The sequence below is a fragment of the Peribacillus simplex genome, from assembly GCF_900156045.1.
GTDB lineage: Bacteria > Bacillota > Bacilli > Bacillales > DSM-1321 > Peribacillus > Peribacillus simplex_D.
The window spans coordinates 103,710-122,585 of the sequence record NZ_FTMX01000010.1 but is presented as its reverse complement, the minus strand read 5'-3'; the positions used below and the strand labels follow the sequence as shown (position 1 = coordinate 122,585).

Here is an 18,876-nt window from a genome sequence, read left to right as displayed (position 1 = left end):
ATAATTTTTCATCTGACCAGCTTGCTGAGAGCTATGGATGAAGCAATTTACGCAGCCGTTTTCTTGGTGCGATCTTCTTTTGCAAACAGCATTGCGACAAAACCAACTACCAATAGAATCATGGCTAAAAAGAATCCAGTCTGCATGCTGCCTGTTGTGTCGGTTAAATATCCGGTAATATATGGCGCTAAAATCGAAGAGGACATTCCAACAAAGTTAAACAAACTGAATACTGTACTGTAGCCTTGCTGAGGAGCGTTTTTCGAAACGAATGAAATCAACACTGGATCAAGCGCCAATTTACCAGTCAATCCATAAACGATAAGTGCAATGACCATCAATGGAATGCTCTTAATGTAAACAACGGCAAAGATCGAAATCGCAGCTATTGGAACTAATAAAAAGATTAACGGCTTTGCTCTACCAATTTTGTCTGTTAAGTAACCGAATAACAACGCACCTGGAATCGATGCCCAAGGAATTAACGAAGAGATAAAGCCTACTTCACTACCGGCAAAGCCGCGTTCCGTTTGTAAAAATTGAGGTAGCCAGGTCAAAATCATAAAGAATCCGTATAAGGAACAGAACGACATAATAAACGTGCAAATTATATTTCGATTCCTTAGAATTTCACTGATTTTCACCTTTTCTACTGGTGCACTTGCAGCAACAGAGGGTTCGTTAACAGGCTTCCGTCTTTTTTCCTTAACGGTGAACCAAATTAGGAACCCTACAAGAACGGTTGGAATCGTCATGATATAAAAAGGAATCTCCCAGCTTACTCCACGCTCAAGTGTTAAGTAGCTCGATGTGATATACCCCAAAGAAGTTCCAATCGCCATACCGCTATTAATAATAGCTGTTCCCATTGTGCGATTTTGCTGTGGAATGGAATCAGCGGCAATCGCGTAACATGGACCGTAGAATGTTCCTTGACCTAGTCCTGCGATTGCACGTGCAAACATAAAAAAAGCAAAACTCATTGCCAGCCCGGTAAGACCCGTGAAAAGACCGAATAGAATAAAACCTGGAACTAAGATATACTTTCTGCCAAATTTGTCTCCGAGCGACCCCGATGGAACCTGGGCAAAAGCATAGGTAAGGAAGAAAACACTGTTGATCAAACCGAGCTGTGCATTGCTTAAACTAAACTCGTTCGCAATATTCGGCATGACCGGGTTTAAAATTGTGCGGGTTGCGTAAATGAATACCCAGCCTAAAAACATAACGGCAACTATTTTCCACCAATACTGAATGCCTTTTTTGGTATCCGTCTGGCCATTCGTTTTTAATGCACTTTGCGACATATTACTACCTCCTAACATGTGATTCATCTGTTTACAACCGCTGTGCTACTGACCAATGCCTTGTCAATCGTAAACACCGTCGCTGTTACGAAGAGGATAAATTAAATTGCTAAAATAAAACCCGATTCCATGCTCCCCGTTTGATCTGCCAAATAGCCGCCAATATAGGAATGCAAGGATGGAGAAAACTATGCCGATAATATTATTAATATTAAACATCGTCATGTGGAATTTTTCGGAAACGTTATTCGCTAACTGTGAAATCAATACAGGGTCCCTTGCCAGCTTCCGGTAAACCGCAACAATAATAGTGATAATCAATACGGCTTTGTTATCAAAAAAAAAGACAAAGGAAATTGATAAAACGGCAATGGGGACTAATTTTAAAATCAGGCGTTTTCTTTTTCCAAACGTATCGGAAATAAATCCAAAAAAGATTGCTGCGGGACTCTAAGCCCACGGTATGCCTGTTAAATTCGAATCAGCAAAAATGCCCAAGTGGTTTTGCTAGCCAAGACAATCCCGTAAGAAAACCGAAAAAAAAGGATGTAATCTGATTAGTCATCTTTATGAAGGTTTCCATAACCCCCTCCCTTTGTAAGCGTTTTATTTACACTTAAACTATACAATTCCGGGCATAACAATCGAATTAAAAATAGCGGCAGAACATTAAAAAAACATTAAAAATCATCAAAAAAAGACCGCCTCACTCGAGACAGTCTTTCCCTTTTATTCAAGCTTTGATTTCAACATATAACCGAGACCTGGATACGTCACAATCAGCTTATCCAGATTCCCGCCTTTTTTCATTTTCCTTCTGATTCTGGCAATCGCAACCCTCAAATATTCAACATCATCCCGATACTCTGCTCCCCAGACAGAGGTCAAGATTTGTTCATGTGCGACTACTTTGTCGACATTAACCGCCAACATTTCCAAAATCGCAAATTCGATATTGGTCACCTTTATTTCTTCGTTCCCAATCCAGACACGCTTTTGTCCAAGATTAATCTTTAAGGATTCACAAACAATCTCTGAGAGCAGGCAAAACTCTTGAACACCTGGTTTTGTCCTTCTTAAAACGGCATTAACCCGGGCAAACAATTCCTCAAGCGAGAACGGTTTTGTTAAATAATCATCTGCTCCGAGGTTTAATCCGTAAACTTTATCATGGGCATTACTGCGGGCTGTTAAAAGAATGACAGGAGTATCGGAAAATTTTCTAATTCGCTCGAGAACTTCAAAGCCATCAATTTCCGGCATCATCACATCTAATAAAATTAAGTCCGGCTGGTGCAAGTCAAAATTCTCCAATAACTGTGCACCACTTAAAAATGATTCCACCTCATAGCCTAAAGATAGTAAATTTGCTTTAATAAACCTAATAATTTTCGGTTCATCATCCACAATAACCATTTTATGTTTCAAGCTATCCCCTCCCACTCTATTTAATCGGCAGTGTAATCGTAAATGTGCTCCCTTTGCCCAACTGGCTCTCAACAAAGATTTTGCCAGCATGGGCCTCAATAATTCCTTTCGAGATCGATAGCCCCAGGCCCGTTCCACCAGTTCTTCTAGTTGCTGTACTTTCCACCCGGTAGAAGCGATCAAATATCTTTTCATAAAACCTCTCCTGGATTCCTATTCCATTGTCTTTAACAGAAAGATGGACTTGGTTTTTTTCAATTAAATAGGAAATCACAATCTGTTTATGGGCCTGATCATTATAGCGGATCGCATTGGTCATCAAGTTCACCAGCACTTGGCGAATCCTGCTTTTATCAACAAATACAATAGGCACCTCCCCAACAGCAGGTTTTATAAATTGAATATCAGCACTGCCTTCCGGAATCTGATTTATCACCTGCTTAATTATTCTCTGAAGCGACACACTTTCTTTCACTAATGTCATCGAACCCGATTCAATCTTCGAAATATCCAACCAATCATTAACTAACTCTTGAATTCTATTAATATCCTCATGTACACCCACCAGCAATTCCCTTTTAAACTCTTCCTCCCATGAGGCATCAGCACGCAAAAGCGTTTCAATACTCCCTTTAATAGTTGTTATCGGTGTTTTAAATTCATGCGAAGCAATCGAAATAAGATTGCTTTTTAGAAAATCAATTTCCTCCTCTGTCGTGATGTCCCGAATCACATAACCCTTTCCAAACCTTTCATTTTCATGCTGTACATTGAATTTCCAAATGAAGTAAGTTTTTTCGATTCTATTCGGGAGCCTTAAACGGAACTTCATATTGTCACTGCTTTCATCTAGAAAATCGGAAAATTCTTGCTCATTATAATCACCAAGAGACTCGATCAGTCTTAGCAAATGTTCTTCCGCAAACGGGTGCAGTCCAGCAGTCTCTTTCCCTAACAGTCTTGTGATAAAGCTATTAAAATAAATCACTTTATTCTCATTATTAACGAGAACAATTCCTTCTGACATACTCTCTAAAACGGCATTCAATTCCGCATGCTTAATTCGATACTGGTCAAATAACACTTTGTTATGGATCATAATACTAAATGAGTTCGCCAGCATTTTTAAAAATCTTTGGTCTCCCTCTGAAATGGATTCCTTTTCCATTAGATCCACTATTAAAAATCCACTTTGAGCCTGATCTAAATAAATAGGTTCAATATGCCATGTTTCACCTTTTGTTTGTGTAGCCAAGTATTCATTAATATTGATATCATGAAGGATCCTCTCAGTCGAAACAGACTGATTTTTAAAAAGAAAATGAAGTGGAAATGGAATAATCGGCTCAATTTCCTTTAAAAAGCTTTGGATAAAACGGCTTACATTTTCGGTTTTCGTAATGGAACCGATAAACTTATTGATGGCTAATAATTCATTGTTTGATTTCTGCAGACTTTTCGTTCGTTCAATAATCCGTTTCTCCAAATCTTCATTTAGATCAAGCAATTGCTTCCGTTTTTGCTGCACCGTATTGGCTAAAATTTGGAACTTTTCGGCAACAACAGCAATCTCTTGCGGTCCTTTTATGATTTGTTCATACATCTTTGAGTCAGTTGTATGATTCTCTAAAACGGTCTGCTGCACATATTTAACCAATTGCTTCAATTGATTTCCAAAATTATTGGCTAAAAAATAACTGATGATGGCAATGACAATGATTGCTATAAATAGAAGGGTCCCCATTTTAAACAAGGTTGCTAAATACTCATTCGTTACTTCCTCAGCAGGCCTGCTGATCCAAACCTTCCATTTAAGCTCCTGTATTTGTGCATAGGTAATATATTCTTTCATTTTTGTGAGATTCGAATAAAAGTAACCATCATTTTTTGAACTAGCTAGAATACCAATGTCCTTATTTGTTAGTTGCGTCATATTTATCCTAAGTTTTTCATTTTTATGAACGACAATCGTATTATTCTGATCTAATACGACTGGTGAAGTTTGCTGTCCATAACTCTTTTTTAACAGCTCATTGCTAAATTCATTTAAATTAATCGCCCCTAGAACGTACCCACTCAACTCGCCCTCTTTGTTAAAAATAGGAGAAGCAATCGCAACCAGAGGATTTTTCGTCCCTCCTCTTCCTTTAAAAACAGGAGAAATAACGGTTTCTTTTTTTTTCATCAGCTCTTTATAGTAATCACGGTCAAGGAAATTGACTCCCACATTCGCTTCACCCTTATCATTATAGAGCGGGTAAAACACTCTGGCAGTTCCATCAGAGTCGGCAATATACATGTTCAAGAAACCGGGATTTTGCGACTTTACAGCTAATAATAATTTCTCAGTTTCAGCATCACTAATTTCACCTTGCTTAGTAATATAAAATGCTATGGTTTCAACAACCTTCTTATGCTTATCGACAAAGTTAAATACATTCGCCGTTAAATATTGTGTTGCCTGCTTCTGCTGGTTCTTGTTTTCATTTATTAATGAGGCAACCTGCAAAAACTGCACTATCCCAAACAAAAGGATGGCAAGCGATAAAACAATCGTAAATGACAAGATTAATTGGCCATTTAATGATTTTTTAGACATCACTCACCATCCCCCCTCTGTGCAGTTTCATTTACTCTTTTAATTTCCCGCAAACCTTAGTTAGGACATCGATATGTTCACTTTGAAAGAACCTTTTTTTGTTACAAAAATTTGACTATTAGTTGGATCATGATTCCAATATGATTTAATTCTTCGACTAGTCGTTTCTTCGAAATTATGTCTCTGGTCCACTGGCGGTATCCCTAATCCAATTTGCCAGGACTTCATTAAGACACTCGATAATTTTTTTCAATTGGTTTGGCATTGTCCATCGTTTTATTTTGAATAAGACTAACGGCTAGGGAAACAATCACATTTAACATTAATGCAATTAATCCGATATTAATGTCCTTCAATACTTGAGGGAAAAAAGGAAATAGTGATCCGATTGTTGTCCCTGTAAAGGTAAGATAGGAAACGATTGTTATGCCAGTCACAATTCCTGCAAATGAACCTTGTGTTGTAAGTAAAGGTTTTTTAGGCAAACTCAAAAATACAGAGGGTATTAATTGAGTGATTAAACTAGAACCTATGATGATTAGAGAAGCGATCGTATTTGTCCCGTAAAGAGTGAACCATACGGCGGCTAACCCTATAAAAGGAACGATCCACCTTGCCACCATCATTACTTTTCGATTATCCGCAGAAGGGGCTACCTCTTTATAAATATTCTTGGCAATTAAAGTGGAAATGGCCATTAACATCATTGATCCCGGTACTAGGGCTGTTAACAATCCAGCTGCTCCAATTAAACCAACTACCCAAGGATCAAATGTCTGTAAAGATAATCGGAATAATGCTAAATCAACATTTTCCCCTTTTAAACCAGGAACTTTCAATATGGCTGCAAACCCCACAAAGAAGACAAAAACTAAAACTAATGAGTATAGAGGCTGAATACTGACATTTTTACGTACCGCATTCGCATCTTTAGACGAATAAATAGCACTAAACGAGTGTGGATACATATAGAAACCTAAAGAAAGCAGAATAGTGGTTGAAATAAACCAAGTGGAGCTCATTCCTTCGGAAGGTAAAACCAGAAAACCCGGTTTAGCGCTTTCAATAGTTTGAAACATTTCTTGTAATCCTCCAAAGTAATGGAGAGGCAAATATAAACCTAAAAATACAACAATCCCCAAAATCATGAAGTCCTTTATAACGGCTGTCCATGCTGAACCGTGAATGCCTGATATCATTACATAGATAACAAGAGTGGCCATTGATACCCAAACGGATATACTAGGAGAGATACGGCCATAGGAAGCTTCCGACACAATAATTCCGAGACCTTTCAACTGCATTATCAAATACGGGATCATGGCAGCAACCGAAACAACCGCTACCAATAGGCCCAATCCTTTACTATTATATTTACTTACAAAATAGTCTGTTTGTGAGACTAATCGATTTTCTTTTGCATACTTCCAAATACTAGGTAACACCCAATAACCGATAATATTTCCCAGTGCTCCATATACCAGAATAAACATAACGGGGCCACCAATACCGTACGCCATACCGCTACCACCTAAAAAGGTAAACGTCGTATATGTCTCTCCAGCCAATAATAAAAATACAAAAACAGTTCCAAATCCGCGTCCTCCGACAGCCCATTGTTCCAAATCCATATCTTTCCCTTTTCTAGCTTTAATGCCTAGCCATAGAGAGAATAAAAGAAACAGTCCAATAATAAATAAAGAAATCACTATTCTAAATCCTCCTTTGCTGCATGATCAAATTTATTGATGATAAGTAGAGTAAGAGAAGTTACCAATACAGATAAACAAGCAAAAAACATGAAAAAGGGTAAACCTAAAATGTAGGGTGTAACCTTATTTGCAAATATTGGGGTTCCGAATATGCACAAAATAGGAATTAATAAAAGAAGATAAATCTTTTGCATCGTTTCTTCATCCTTTCTTATATCTTTAGATAATTATCTGTGTGTTTACAGTTACGCCACACGATTTTCAATTAGTCGTGCAGCGTATCAAGTTAAATCTCTGTCAAGAAAATAAGATGAATTCTGTTAATGGTAAAGTACCTGCTACAATGTTCCCTTTATAGATAAAAGCAGGACGATTCGATACTCTGGCACCCGCTTCCGCTTAACAGGATGCTCAACTAATGTAAGGTTTGCAGGATCCCCAATTTTAGGGCACTGCTGAGTTCCGTTATCATTAAAAGGAGCTTGTCCATTTGTATGAAAACCTAACACTTTTGCAAAAGCCTGCATTAAACAAATTTCTTTGCGTTGTTCCAAAAATGATTTAGACTATCATGTAAGGAACCCCAGTATCCCGTTCTTTAAAATGGCCCATATTTAAAGATTTGAGCCAATAAGACAGAAAATGCACCGATACAGAATTGGATCAAAATTAGCGGCCATATCCACTTGATCCAACGAATCCAAGGGATTCCTGCAATCGCAAGCGCAGCCATCAGAACGCCGTTGGTAGGGAAAATGATATTCCCTATGCCATCCCCCATGGAGAAGCTCAACACAGCGGTTTGCCGTGTCACTCCCACTAGATCAGCAAGAGGTGCCATAATCGGCATCGTCAACGCTGCTTGCCCGCTACCGGAAGGAACAATAAAGTGAAGGAAGGTTTGCAGTACATACATGCCTATCGCACTTAACATGGGCGGAAATTGTTGAATTGACGATGAAGCGTGGTACAGAAAAGTATCAATTATATGCCCTTCAGTTAATACGACGACAATTGCCCTGGCTACTCCAATGATCAGTGCACCTGACAAAAGTCCCCCAGCACCCTTCATGAATGCGCTGACTGTCTGATTGGCAGGGAGCTTTCCCAGAAGAGCGATCACAATGCCAAGCAGAGTAAACAAACCGGAAATTTCAGTAATGTACCATTCATACTTGATTACACCGTAAACAAGAACTACAAAATTCACGAGAAAAGCGAACAGAACAAGCTTGTGCCTGGTTTCCAGCTTTAGTTTAGACGCATCCGTTGTTGCTTCAAATTTTCCTTCTGCATAATAACCGTATGATGGATCACGTTTTACTTTCATTGCATAACGTTGAATATACCAGACTGATACCAAGTACATGACAATAAATAAGACGATTCGATAGCCGATTCCAGAGAAAGGAGGCAATTCGGCAATTCCCTGCGCAATACCTACTGTAAACGGATTCAAAATAGCTGTTGTAAACCCTACGGACGCGCCAACCAACACGATAGCCGTCCCTGTAATGACGTCAAAACCGAGAGCGATTGCAATCGGGATCAGAATTCCTATATAAGCAAGTGTCTCTTCCGCCATGCCTATCAAGGCGCCACATAAGGCAAAAAACATCATCATGACCGGGATCAACCATTTTTCCTTACGAGCCAGTTTTCGGGAGAGATTATAAATTAATGCATCAATAGCCCCAGTAGACATTAATATGCCGAATGTTCCGCCTATTATAAGAACAAAAAATATAATAGAGGATGCTTCTTCCATACCTGTATGAATCGAACTGATGAGGTCCATCAAACTGATAGGTGTTGATTCAATCGTATGATAAGTACCGGGGACTACAACATTGCGCCCATTCACTACCGACTTGTCATACTCGCCGGCAGGAATGAGATAGGTAGCGCATGCCGCGATTATAAGAATCGTTAACAGTAAAACATATACGTTGAGTTCCTTGGTCTTTTTCTTTTTTGACTGTGGATTTACCTGTGGATGCGGATTTTCCTTTAAATGGGCCATATTACGAATAATTCCTCCTTTTGCATTCAACTTTTATCATAGAATTCACTGCCTGCCTCAGCCATCCCATAGGATCAAAGGGATGGCTGCAAACATTTTACACTTTTAGGGAATTAATCCATAAACGACGTTCCCTTTGAACAGAACCGCATGTCGCTTGGCACGGCGTGCTACCGCCTCTGCCGAACAATGTGCAGCGACCAATACGCCGCTTGCTTCGTTGCCCACTTGTGGCCAGATTCGCTCGCCTTTTTTGTTCAGCGGGATTACTCCACCTGTGATAAAACCAAGTGTTTCTGCTAATGCACGCTCATCGCTCCAACGAAATCTCTCTGCCAATCGACCTGCACGTTCTAGGGTGTCGCCTTGACCAAATACAGACCAGTGGTCGACAATGCTGTCATCTCCAAGCGATACCCTCACACCTTTTTCTTTTAGCAACGGAATTGGGATGGTTGTACGGTGAATCGGCACATATGTCGTTATAGAGATGCCAAGGGATGCAAATAGCTCTGCCAATTCAGCTTGCTCCTGTGGCCGCACATCTGCCAGGCCAAAACCATGACTGATGGTAACGCGCCCTTGCCATTTGGCCTCCTCGGTCAACGCTGCCAGCCGTTTAAATGTGAAGGTTCCTAGGTGTCCTGGATCATGGATATGGATGTCCACACCAACGTTAGCTTCTACAGCTAACTCCATGATAGTGCTAAGGGATTTTTCAATGTTGAGATCGATAGAAGCCGGATCAACGCCTCCAATATGTGTTGCGCCCATGCGAAGCGCTTCACGAACGGGGCCTGCAACGTTACTTCGCAAGATACCGTGTTGAGGAAAGGCGACAATTTCATGGGACTGTTTACCTGCATAGTTTTCAACTGCTTGCAGGGTTGCTTCGAGATTTTTCAACCCGATAATTGGGTCGATGTTGCAATGCGTCCGTACCTTCGTTGTCCCGTTCGACAGGAGCAGACCCAACAGTTTTTCTGCACGCGATTGGGCAGTGGGCAAAAGTTTAGGCAAAAGCTCCTCTTCCTCTTTTAGAACGGAGGCTAGGCTGTCACAGGGAGAACATGCTTTCCAGGGGCCGCTATAATAGGTTTTATCAATGTGAATGTGCATATCACGGAATGCAGGTAAAAACAGCAATCTCTTTGCATTCATCTGCTGCAGTCCGTCATTTGGAGGAATATCAGCCGACACAATCTGGACAATTTGTCCATCCCTGATTTTGAGATGGTATATTTCCGTCTCCGTACCTGTTATCCGATCTTCTTCATAACGATAGCCGCTTTCTAAACGGACATTAACTAACCAGTATGCTTTGTCCATATTAGTTTTCATACCGCTTTCCTTCACTATATCCACGTGCATGACCCCAGAAATATTTTGACTGCTGAGTATATTTTTCCAGACCGGCCCTCTTGATTGTTTGTTCCGCTTCCGAGAGTGCTTCGGCCAGTGATTGTTTTTCATCGACATGAAGAACTTGCCGGTTCTCCAGTACGAGTTGGCCATTGACAATCACATTGTCTACATCGCTTGCCACAGCTTGGTGCACAAGGCGATGGACATACATTAACTCTGGAGCGAGATGCGGCGAATTCATGTCTACTGTGATGATATCCGCCTTTTTTCCCGGTTCGAGTGAGCCCAGTTCATCAGCCCATCCCACGCACCGAGCTGCATCTATGGTGACCATTTCCAGTAATTTTCCTGAAGGGAGATAAGATTCGTCTTTTAATGCGGCTTGATGGTACATTTGCGTTTTGCGCATGGCCTGGAACATGTCAAAGCTTGTACACGGCGAGGTACCATCGGTGCTAATGGCAACCGTTACCCCCATCTCGATTAGCTCTGTTACCGGTGTTCGGGCATTTACCTGCCCAAAGCTTGCTGACGTGCTGACATTGGTTCCTGTTTCAGCAAGAATGCGTGCCTCATCAAACGAAATGCCACGGCAGTGCTGTAGGTGCACGTCTGGTCCTAATAGTGCATTTTCTTTGTCCTGAAAAGCCAGATGAATCATTCCGCCAAAAGCATCGGAGTGAATACGGGTGTTATATTTACGTGCAATCTCACGTATCCGTTTCGACTGATAGCGATCATGGTCGGTCAGTCCGTACAGCATATCAGCTGGTGTCGGATATGACGGGTCGACCGAAGTAACAATTACGAAAGGGGTAATAAAGGTACGTATGCGATCATCATGGGAGTGATTCAATGCTTCAATCACAGCCTCCGCTCCTTGCAGCACTTTCTCATAGGTAACTTCATTGGTCACACGCTTTCCATCAATCCAGCGGCTGAACGGATGTGGCCAAGGCGGATTGCAAGGACCGGTAGCGACGATTTCTCGTATACCCACTTCTGCATAGGCTTTGGCATGGTTAAGTGCAAAAATCGGTTCATCCGATCTAGGCATGGAGCCCAAAACACAAACACCGGTCGTGACGCCTGCCCGGAGCCGTTCGAGCGCACTCAGTTTCCCTTCGTAATACCAGAAGTCGTCGGTTACATAATGCTTGTAGGTCTCGGTCATAATCGGCATCCATAAGCTAGGATCCTCCATCGCGACCGTTTTGAACATGGAATGTCCTCCATGGCCGTGTGCGTCGATAAAACCTGGCAACACGCAATGATGCTTGCAGTCGATGACTCTTTTGGCTTCATATTTGCCAAACAGTACCTCAGTATCCTGAACTTCTATAATTCGTCCATTGTGAATGGCAACAGCCCCGTCCTTTAGGATGCGCCGCTGTTCATCCATTGTGATCACAACACCATGAACCAGCAATAAATCAATCATTTTCCAATCCTCCTGCAACTATATTTCCTTGAAAAATTACCGCATTCCTCTTGGTACGACGCGCCACAGCTTCCGCTGAGCAACTAGCATCCACCAGGACCATGTTAGCTTCCTCCCCCGGTTGGGGCCATACCCGTTTGCCTGCTTTATCTAGCGGAGTTTTCCCACCGGTGATCGTACCAAGCGCTTGACTCAGCGAATATTCGTTTCTCAGATTGAATCGTTCCGTTAATCGGCACGCCCGTTCCAATACATCCCCATTACCAAACGGTCTCCAGGAATCAAAAATATTATCGCAGCCTACCGCAACCGTTACTCCATTTTCATGCAGAATCTGGATTGGTGGCATCGTTTCACTGTGCTGCAAAGCGGTAACAATCGTAATACCCGCTTCCGCCAGCATTGACGCAACTTCCTTGGCTTCATCGTCAGGAATTTCGCCAAGTGCGAATGCATGACTGATTGCCACCCGTCCCTGCCAGCCTGCTTCGACTGTAAGCGCTGCCAATCGATTCATGGTAAAGATGCCTAAATAATCCTCATCATGGAGATGCAAATCGACCCCTACGTTTGCTTCAACTGCCAGGTCCATCATCTCAACCAAAGACGCTTCAATATCGCCATCCACCGTCGCCGGATCAACTCCTCCTACCAAACCAGCTCCCTGTCGGAGGGCTTCACGAATAAGAGATTTCGATTGAGAACGCAAGAGTCCGTGCTGCGGAAAAGCTACAATCTCATGAGTAAGTTTTCCAGAAAAGCGATCTAATGCTTGCTTTACTGCTTCCAAATTTCGAAGTCCGATCTCCGGATAAAGATCCACATGCGTCCGTACATGAGTGGAGCCGTTACCGACTAAGATGCCTAGCATCGTTTCCGCCCGTTCCTGGGTGGTTGTCGGCAATGAATGCAGGATGCGTTTTTCCATTTCGCTACAATCCACGACAGTATCGGCCGGAATCACCGCCCGCCATGGTTCTCCAAGATAGGTCTTGTCGAGGTGACAATGTTTTTCTATAAAAGAAGGAAGGACCAACAACCGTTTCGCATCTTTTTTTGGTAAATTGTCTGTAATGCTTTCAATAGAAGATACAATCTTTGCTATTTTCCCATCCTTAATCAATAAATGGGAACACTCTGCCTTTGTACCTGTTATGACGCCATTGTCAAGTTGGTAACCACTTTCTAATAAAGCGTTTGTTAGCCAAAAAGTTGAGCTCATTTTTTAACTCTCCTTCTTCTCATAAAACATCTATTCTTTTTGCTCTCCTTGCCACAACGAAAACGAGAAAGGGGTTACATCTCCAGTCATTTCTCTGACAAGGGAAAGTTTAGAAAACTTCTACTTAATCAAGTGTAAAATCCTTCTATAATGAAGGATTTTATACTTCATATAACTATAATCATGCATTAACAACTTCTTTTTATTTGATAAAAAGACATTTAGCCGTTACTTTCAACATCGTTGACATTAGGATTTTTTAGTGGTTTATACTAATTTTGAATAGAGCAGAACTGCCTCCTCTAAAACATCAATTCCATTTAAAATATCATCAAGTTCAGTAAACTCGTTGGGATGGTGACTAAGTCCGTCTTCTGAAGGAACAAAAATAAGTCCCACAGGGCAAAGTTTTGCCATGTTCATAGCATCATGCCCAGCTCCGCTTTGCATAAATTGATAAGAAAGGTATTTTTTTTTACAAATATTTTCAAGAGAAATACTCAGCTCTTTTGAAAGAAGGACTGGCTTCTCTGAACTGATTTCTTCACTAACAATCTCAACCTGTCGTTGCCTTATTACGAGTAATATTGTATCGAATAAATGTGTTACCACCCGCTGTCTTGACTCTATGGAAGTAGACCGTATGTCGATTTTAATTTCCACCTCACCGGGTACTACGTTCATTGCTCCAGAGTGAATGTCGATAACACCGACAGTAGCTACTGTTTCATATTCCAGTTCACATTTTGCCGCCTTCTCAATCGCCACAATAATCTCAGCGGCACCAAGAAGAGCGTCTTTTCTCATATTCATAGGGGTCGTTCCAGAATGTGATGCTTTCCCTATAATTTTCACATGAAATCTTACGGGTGCAGCGATACCAGTGACAATCCCAATCTTTTTGTTATTATTCTTCAATACCGGCCCCTGTTCAACATGTAATTCAAAAAAGGCTTTAAACTTTTCGTTTACTCTACTTGCTTCATCAATATTATTTAAATCAAAAGCACAAAGGGAAAACGCTTTTTCCATCGTTATTCCATCACGATCTTTTAAATGTCTGTATTTCTCCTTTTCTATTAGTCCCGCCATCGCTTTACTGCCAACAGTGGATACACCAAAACGAGCTGATTCTTCACAGGCAAATGAAATAATTTCAATAGGGTGATCCGTCACAATGCGTTTCTCATTCAGACGTTTGATTACTTCAAGTGCAGCTGTAACACCAACAACACCATCATATTTTCCACCCTGATAAACGGTATCCAAATGAGAACCCATTACAACTGGCGGTAGCTCTTTCATTCTTCCTTCTCTTCTGGCAATAACATTCCCACATTGGTCCATTCGAATATCTAAATTTTCCGCTTTGCACATACGCATAAAAGCATGTGTACAAGTCTGCTCTTCATTTGTATAGGCAATCCTGGTAATACCCTTTTCACCCGTATTGTATTGATTGATCTTGTTAAACAATATCTGATATCTATTCTTGCTATCCATGCAGGTATCTCCTGTCTTGATATTCAAAGCTATAATCTTAATATTAAGTAATTTCTAAATAATCAGCCTCGTATATCCATCACAAAAAGAATCGGTTTTAATTGTGCATGATGTACAATAATTTCAGTTCAAAAAATGATAGTTACTATACGGGGGATTTAATGATCTGCTCTGTTCATTTTGGTATACTGTTTATCATTACGGGTACAAAAATCATCTAAAAAATTAATCCTCTGACGGGCGGGACTACAATAATGAAACATTCAGTGATATATAAAAAAAATAGCCTCTTTTCAATTCAGGCCAATTTCTATGATTCTAACCGCGATAATGCTCAGGTTATCGTCTATATTCATGGCGGCGGCTTACTCTTGGGATCTAGAGACGACCTTTCTGAAGAAATGATCAACCTTTACACAAGTAATGGATTTTCACTGTTTTCTATCGACTATCGGCTAGCTCCTGAATCGAAATTGTCAGATATCCTTGAAGACGTCCAAGATGCACTTCATTGGTTAGAGAATGAAGGACCTAAACATTTTTCAATCAACCCAAAAAGAATAGCGGTAGTGGGGAGTTCTGCAGGTGGTTTTCTTGCACTTTGTACAGGAACATTCAAACGAAAACCGTGTGCAATTGTCTCCTTTTATGGATACGGTGATATTAGTGCAAAGTGGGCAACAGATCCAAGCAATTTCTATTGCCAGAAAAGTCTTATCCCTAAAGGAATCGCCATGAAGTTTATTTCTGATCAAATTATGACAAATGGAACTGTTGAACAGCGCTTTCTCCTCTATTTATATGCAAGACAGACAGGTGAATGGATTGAAACAGTAACAGGGATTAATCCATCAGTAAATAGGGAGGAGATTCTTAAGCTTTGCCCCATTCACAATATTACGATAGATTACCCGCCAACATTTTTATTGCACGGAACTAACGATATGGATGTTCCCTATGAACAATCCGTTTTTATGCGAGCTGCCCTTATAAAAGAAGGGATAGAAACGAAGTTAATTACGATTCCGAATGGTGAGCATTTTTTTGACAAGGATTTTCATAACCCCTTCGTTCAAAATGCTCTAAATCAGGTGATAGAATTTCTTAAAATGAAACTAAACATATAAAGGCTTTAATGGACATCAAATAAAATATCTATTAAAATTGCATAATTTTTCAACAAACCCTTTCCCCTTGACCTAAGCAAAATGATAAGGATGAACACAAGAATGGAAAGAATAATACTTACGTTTTCAAATTGACCCGAAACGTCATTTTCTTCAACCATCACATTAACAAAATAGCTACGATAAAGAGAAACGAACCTGTTACAATTGGGAATCACTATGTGACTCCAAGAAGTAGCAATAATAAGCCAGCTTCAAAGGGTCGTAATGCCTGTATCGTTGAATTTCCATGCTGCATTCCAACACAACACTTGAATAAATGACAAAGATAATTACCCAAGAACCGGCAGGACCATTTGCACTTGGGTATAGTGTCCAAATTTTGCTTGGATAAAAGAACTAAACCCAACTATAAAAAAAGTTCTTTGCATTAGGTCGGTAATTTCAGTTTCTGAAAGGCAAAATACATTTTCTGTAAAAATTGACAGAGCTATCGGGTTAGATAGTAAATAGATAAACCATTGAATGGTGTATAACATTGTTTTTTTCATTATTCAGTAATTTCTTTATCTGTGAAATGTCAAAATCCGGCACTATCGATATAGTACCGGTTATCATTTTATATATATGACAAAAGATTTTTTTCTTTTTACCTTATGGAAACGCCACCATAAATTATCACCCTTATCTCAATCCTCAACCTTGATTATTTATTAAACGCGCTTTCATTTTCTTTATTACATGTTTACGGTGTTGCAGGTACTATCAATCTTTATAATATGGGTTCCTGCTTTTTCTTTGATGGCATCTTTCAAGCTTTCTGGGTTTGTTATAATAACTCTAGTACCATTATTTTCTAAAAAGTTAAGACTTGCCTCAATTTTTGGTAGCATACTTCCAGGAGGGAAATGATTTTCAAGGACATATTGTTTTGTTTCCTCAACGGTAATATTCTCAAGTGCCTGCTGATCAGGCTTACCAAAGTTGATGAAAACTTTTGAAACACCCGTCGTAATGATCAATGTCTCTGCATTTATCTGTTCAGCTAGTAGACTAGTAGCAAAATCCTTATCAATAACTGCGTCTATACCTTCGTATGTGTTATTTCCAGTTTTAAATACCGGTATTCCTCCGCCACCCACAGCGATAACTACATAGCCATCTTCAATCAATGACTTAATGGCCTCTTTTTCAACAATATCAATTGGTTTAGGGGAAGGAACAACTCTACGATATCCTCTTTGAGAGTCTTCAACAAAAATCCAATCTGGATGTTCATTTTTCATTTCTTCAGCTTGCTCTTTTGTAAAGAAAGACCCTACAGGTTTTATCGGATTCTTAAAATTTGGATCATCAATGCTGACCTCCACCTGTGTAATCAAGGTTGCCACTTTTTTGTTTATGCCCCTTTTCGCAAATTCATTCATCAAAGCCTGATGAATTTGATATCCAATACCGCCTTGTGTATCAGCTACACAATTTACAAGCGGCACTGGCGCCATCCCCGCTACTTTACCCGCAATTTCAGATCTTCTTAGTCCAAACCCTACCTGTGGTCCGTTTCCATGTGTCACGGCAACGTTGTAGCCCTCTTGAACCATATCTGCAATATTTACTGCAGTTTCGCACACAGATTCAAATTGATCTTGAATCGTGTCACGTCCATTATCTCTTACCAATGAGTTTCCTCCGATAGCAACTATGACTAGTTTCTCCACTATCTTATTCCCCTGCCTTATATTTGTTTGCGTTTTTTTTAAGTAATTTAAGAGATTGATTTTTATGCAATTGATATAAAGGATTGTTCGGGTCCTTTACGATTGCATTCTCAATAGCTTTAATCGCTTCTTCATGTTTACCTAATGATCTTAAGCTGTTTGCTTTATGAAATGAAAAATCGTATCGATGCGGCTGAAGCGTTAAAAGCTTATCCATTTCAATAACAGCCTCTTCATGCCTGCCAAGTTCTCTCAGGTAATTTGATTTATGGTAACGGTAGAACGTCTCTCTATGATCCAACTCACAAGCCTTTTCATATTCAGCAAGAGCTTCCTCAGGTTTCTTCATCAGCCTTAAGCAATTAGCAGTGTAGAAATAAAAGTCAAGGTCATTCGGATCAAGTGCCAATGCCTTTTTGTATTCTCCAAGTGCATCCTCATACCTTTTTAATTCCTGCAAACAAAGTCCTTTAATGAAATATAGATCAAGATTATTATTGTCGATGGCAAGGCCTTGATTGATCACGGTAATTGCCTGTTCATAATGATTTCCTTTATAAAGTGCTTTTGCTGTTTTGATATGTGCATTGTTCTCTTGATATTCTTTTTTTAGGATTTTTAAAACCTTTTGCTGATTTAATTCTTTAGCATGCTGAACGGATGACTTACCAACTCGATCAGCCAAATGAACATCTGCACCAGCATCAACAAGTATTTCTATGATGATAGAGTATAATCTTCCTCCATTCCCCAAAATAACTGCCTCGAGAAGGGCTGACCACCCTAAATTGTTAACATGATTTACAGGAACCCCAGCATCTAAACAAATTTGGACAGTTTTTAAGTATCCTTTTTCGCTAGATGGTAATAATGCTGTGCCGCCAAATCGATTTACTATATTTATGTCCGCACCATACCTCAGCATCATGTTTATTATTTCATTAAACCCGTTTGCTCCAGAGCAAATAAATGGAGTTAATTGGGTAATATCCCTCGTGTTTACGTCACTATCAGCTTCAAGCAACAATTTTACTGTTTCAATTTGATTTTTTTGTGTCGCTGCCATTAAAGCCGTACGGCCATCTCTATCTTTATAATCTACGCTGGCGCCGTTAGTTAATAGCTGTTCAATTTCTTCAATATCTCCTCGTTCACTCGCATAAATAAGTTTCATATTTAAGGATTGATCATCCATAATGGTACTCTCCTTTACACGATGTCATTTTTTTCAAAAAACTCTTAGCCCACTTATCCTGCGAAGAAACAATTTTCACAGAAATATACCCTTCAATTTCGAATTTACTTTTCTTTGATTTTAGGAAGCTTTTCTTCTTTTGGTTTATTACAGTGCACCTAAAAATGAGTAATAATGTGAATTATGGATTTTTATGCTCGTCCTGACCGTACCAGCAACAGCTATATGGGTCATTT

The 18,876-nt window shown here is 40.0% G+C and carries 14 protein-coding genes; 1 reads left to right on the top strand and 13 read right to left on the bottom strand.

What is annotated here, in order from left to right; genetic code table 11:
* Positions 1–47: 47 nt before the first annotated feature.
* The 10 genes from BW986_RS25500 to BW986_RS25450 all read right to left on the bottom strand — a co-directional run bounded on the left by BW986_RS25500 (position 48) and on the right by BW986_RS25450 (position 14,600).
* Positions 48–1,307, bottom strand: a complete 1,260-nt coding sequence (locus BW986_RS25500; RefSeq protein ID WP_076372054.1) for an MFS transporter — start codon at positions 1,305–1,307, stop codon at positions 48–50.
* Between the two features lie 729 nt (positions 1,308–2,036).
* Positions 2,037–2,735, bottom strand: coding sequence for a response regulator transcription factor (locus BW986_RS25495; RefSeq protein WP_260320985.1), 699 nt, complete (start codon positions 2,733–2,735; stop codon positions 2,037–2,039).
* Positions 2,736–2,751: 16 nt separating this feature from the next.
* Complete coding sequence (locus tag BW986_RS25490; protein ID WP_076372052.1) at positions 2,752–5,334, bottom strand: sensor histidine kinase; 2,583 nt, start codon at positions 5,332–5,334, stop codon at positions 2,752–2,754.
* A 227-nt stretch (positions 5,335–5,561) separates the two neighbouring features.
* Positions 5,562–7,046, bottom strand: coding sequence for a sodium:solute symporter family protein (locus tag BW986_RS25485; RefSeq protein WP_076372050.1), 1,485 nt, complete (start codon positions 7,044–7,046; stop codon positions 5,562–5,564).
* Positions 7,043–7,240, bottom strand: coding sequence for a DUF3311 domain-containing protein (locus tag BW986_RS25480; protein WP_076372048.1), 198 nt, complete (start codon positions 7,238–7,240; stop codon positions 7,043–7,045). The genes BW986_RS25485 and BW986_RS25480 overlap by 4 nt, the downstream gene beginning before the upstream one ends.
* Before the next feature lie 404 nt (positions 7,241–7,644).
* Positions 7,645–9,069: a YfcC family protein gene (locus BW986_RS25470; RefSeq protein ID WP_076372044.1), complete on the bottom strand. Its 1,425-nt coding sequence runs from the start codon at positions 9,067–9,069 to the stop codon at positions 7,645–7,647.
* A 105-nt stretch (positions 9,070–9,174) separates the two neighbouring features.
* Entirely contained in the window at positions 9,175–10,398 is a 1,224-nt protein-coding gene (locus BW986_RS25465; RefSeq protein WP_076372112.1) for an amidohydrolase family protein, read from the bottom strand.
* 1 nt (position 10,399) lies between these two features.
* Positions 10,400–11,875 carry an amidohydrolase family protein gene (locus BW986_RS25460; protein ID WP_076372042.1) on the bottom strand — a complete coding sequence of 492 codons (1,476 nt, stop codon included), beginning with the start codon at positions 11,873–11,875 and terminating at the stop codon, positions 10,400–10,402.
* The gene (locus tag BW986_RS25455; RefSeq protein ID WP_076372040.1) at positions 11,868–13,097 is read right to left on the bottom strand and encodes an amidohydrolase; all 1,230 of its coding nucleotides are present in this window, start codon (positions 13,095–13,097) and stop codon (positions 11,868–11,870) included. Before BW986_RS25455 ends, BW986_RS25460 begins: the two co-directional genes overlap by 8 nt.
* 267 nt (positions 13,098–13,364) lie before the next feature.
* Positions 13,365–14,600 (bottom strand): M20 family metallo-hydrolase, encoded by a 1,236-nt coding sequence (locus BW986_RS25450; RefSeq protein ID WP_076372038.1) that lies wholly within the window; start codon positions 14,598–14,600, stop codon positions 13,365–13,367.
* A gap of 254 nt (positions 14,601–14,854) precedes the next feature.
* On the opposite strand from BW986_RS25450, the gene BW986_RS25445 reads away from it, so the two are divergent.
* Positions 14,855–15,727 (top strand): alpha/beta hydrolase, encoded by an 873-nt coding sequence (locus BW986_RS25445; protein ID WP_076372036.1) that lies wholly within the window; start codon positions 14,855–14,857, stop codon positions 15,725–15,727.
* A 332-nt stretch (positions 15,728–16,059) separates the two neighbouring features.
* On the opposite strand, the gene BW986_RS31380 is transcribed toward BW986_RS25445, so the two are convergent.
* The 3 genes from BW986_RS31380 to BW986_RS25430 all read right to left on the bottom strand — a co-directional run bounded on the left by BW986_RS31380 (position 16,060) and on the right by BW986_RS25430 (position 18,640).
* Entirely contained in the window at positions 16,060–16,266 is a 207-nt protein-coding gene (locus tag BW986_RS31380) for a purine/pyrimidine permease (protein ID WP_397223115.1), read from the bottom strand.
* Positions 16,267–16,464: 198 nt separating this feature from the next.
* Complete coding sequence (gene arcC / locus BW986_RS25435) at positions 16,465–17,445, bottom strand: carbamate kinase (protein WP_076372031.1); 981 nt, start codon at positions 17,443–17,445, stop codon at positions 16,465–16,467.
* A 4-nt stretch (positions 17,446–17,449) separates the two neighbouring features.
* On the bottom strand, positions 17,450–18,640 hold the full coding sequence (locus BW986_RS25430; protein ID WP_076372029.1) for a tetratricopeptide repeat protein: 1,191 nt from the start codon (positions 18,638–18,640) through the stop codon (positions 17,450–17,452).
* Between the last annotated feature and the right edge of the window lie 236 nt (positions 18,641–18,876).

Excerpts from the sequence above, each read along its gene's own strand:
- BW986_RS25500 (WP_076372054.1), bottom strand. The coding sequence starts at position 1,307 with ATGTCGCAAAGTGCATTAAAAACGAATGGCCAGACGGATACCAAAAAA.
- BW986_RS25490 (WP_076372052.1), bottom strand. The coding sequence starts at position 5,334 with ATGTCTAAAAAATCATTAAATGGCCAATTAATCTTGTCATTTACGATT.
- BW986_RS25480 (WP_076372048.1), bottom strand. The coding sequence starts at position 7,240 with ATGCAAAAGATTTATCTTCTTTTATTAATTCCTATTTTGTGCATATTC.
- BW986_RS25470 (WP_076372044.1), bottom strand. The coding sequence starts at position 9,069 with ATGGCCCATTTAAAGGAAAATCCGCATCCACAGGTAAATCCACAGTCA.
- BW986_RS25465 (WP_076372112.1), bottom strand. The coding sequence starts at position 10,398 with ATGGACAAAGCATACTGGTTAGTTAATGTCCGTTTAGAAAGCGGCTAT.
- BW986_RS25460 (WP_076372042.1), bottom strand. The coding sequence starts at position 11,875 with ATGATTGATTTATTGCTGGTTCATGGTGTTGTGATCACAATGGATGAA.
- BW986_RS25455 (WP_076372040.1), bottom strand. The coding sequence starts at position 13,097 with ATGAGCTCAACTTTTTGGCTAACAAACGCTTTATTAGAAAGTGGTTAC.
- BW986_RS25450 (WP_076372038.1), bottom strand. The coding sequence starts at position 14,600 with ATGGATAGCAAGAATAGATATCAGATATTGTTTAACAAGATCAATCAA.
- BW986_RS25445 (WP_076372036.1), top strand. The coding sequence starts at position 14,855 with ATGAAACATTCAGTGATATATAAAAAAAATAGCCTCTTTTCAATTCAG.
- BW986_RS31380 (WP_397223115.1), bottom strand. The coding sequence starts at position 16,266 with ATGTTATACACCATTCAATGGTTTATCTATTTACTATCTAACCCGATA.
- BW986_RS25430 (WP_076372029.1), bottom strand. The coding sequence starts at position 18,640 with ATGGATGATCAATCCTTAAATATGAAACTTATTTATGCGAGTGAACGA.